The 1,667-nt window shown below is 49.3% G+C and carries 1 protein-coding gene; it reads left to right on the top strand.

Annotation, left to right across the window (positions count from 1 at the left end; all coding sequences use genetic code 11):
• The first annotated feature begins 115 nt into the window (after positions 1 to 115).
• The gene (locus J2T20_RS25670) at positions 116 to 1,399 is read left to right on the top strand and encodes an IS110 family transposase (protein ID WP_307592837.1); all 1,284 of its coding nucleotides are present in this window, start codon (positions 116 to 118) and stop codon (positions 1,397 to 1,399) included.
• Positions 1,400 to 1,667: the final 268 nt, after the last annotated feature.

Raw genomic sequence — 1,667 nt, forward strand, 5'->3', positions numbered from 1 at the left:
AAGCATTCCTGTTGGTGTTAAGAAATGACGTTTGCCAAAAGAAAGAGCGCCTCTGTAAGATAGAATCATGTCACGGCCAGTGACTAACAAAATTCATCTTGGGAGGACGCTCACTATGAAGTTTAAACAAAGAAATAAACAAAATCAACAGATCGAAAGGATTACACCTAAACACGTGGTCATCGGTGTCGATATTGCTAAAGAAATTCATGTGGCTCGAGCCGTCAATTATCGTGGAATCGAAATAGGGAAACCTTTGAAGTTTGCTGACTCCAAGGAAGGCTTTATCCGGTTCCAGCAGTGGCTGGAGCACCTTCAATCCGCTCATCGTCTAAACAATGTCTTGGTTGGAATGGAGCCTACGGGACACTACTGGTTCCACCTGGCGGATTGGCTTCTTGCGGAGTCCATTGATGTCGTATTGGTCAACCCGGCAACGACCAAGCGTAATAAAGAAAATCGGGATAACTCTCCCTCCAAAAGTGATATGAAAGACGCTTTAGTGATCGCCGATGTGGTCTCCCGAGGGTACTATACCGATTTGCCGCGAACGCCCGAAGTCTTCCAACGTTTACGCGTATCCATGAATTATCGGGAAATTTGTATGAAAGACCTAGTCATCATCAAAAACCGTATTACACGCTGGCTGGATGTGAGTTTTCCGGAGTACACCACCGTGTTTAAAGATTGGACCGTACCCCGTTCGCTAGCCACCCTGCAAGCCTTCCCTCTGCCAAGGGATATCAAGAATCTGGACTCGGAGAAGATGATTGCAGGCTGGAAGCCTTTTATGAAGCGAGTGGGTGGTTCCCGCGCCCTGCAAAAGGCGGCGGAGCTGCTGGCAGCTGCACGTCGCTCTGTAGGGCGTACGACGTGTCAGGAAGAAGAACGGCGCCAACTTGCGAATCTGGTAGCCGATTATCTTCGGCTAGAACAGCGGATAGAGGAGATGCAAAAGGAACTGATCAAGCTACTGGAGGAGATTCCTGAATTGACCCAACGGCTCCGTTCGATTCAGGGTCTAGGCACGATTTGTATTGCGGCCTTATTGGCGGGAACGGGAAATCTGGAAACCTATACCCATGGCAACCAAATTCTTTCTCAGGCCGGTCTAAATTTGGCAGAGAAGAGTTCGGGTAAATACCAGGGCCAAGTCAAGATCACTGGACGAGGAAGGCCCCAACTACGTAAACACCTCTACCTGGGTGTCATCTCTCTAGTCTCCCAAAACCCTGCCTTTCGGGCTTGGCATGAGCATAATGTGAAACAAAAGAAGATGAAGCCCATGGCTTCCATTTTCAAGTTAATCGGAAAGCTCTGCCGCATCATTGTAGGTCTAGTCCGACAGGAGCGTTCCTTTGATCCAAAGGCCGCTAACCCCGCCCCACTGGCAGCTTAAGATTCATCGACGTTAATTTTTTCGCAAGGATTGGCTCATTTGCAGGATCGCTAACTAAAAGGAGCGTACCGAAGGCCGGATTAAATTTCCATAAGGGCCCAGACCCGCTATCTAAAGCATAACCGGCCTCCACTCCCTGGACAGGTGTAACGAAGGAATGAAAGGGCATAGACCCGTTGAGTCATGGGAGGGAAAACCTCCAGGGATCGAGTGGATCCAGCTCCTACATATCGTGAAACCAGGGAAATCACCCCTCCCTTGTTCCCGT

It is taken from the genome of Paenibacillus wynnii, from assembly GCF_030812855.1.
In the GTDB taxonomy this organism is placed as follows: domain Bacteria; phylum Bacillota; class Bacilli; order Paenibacillales; family Paenibacillaceae; genus Paenibacillus_AQ; species Paenibacillus_AQ wynnii_A.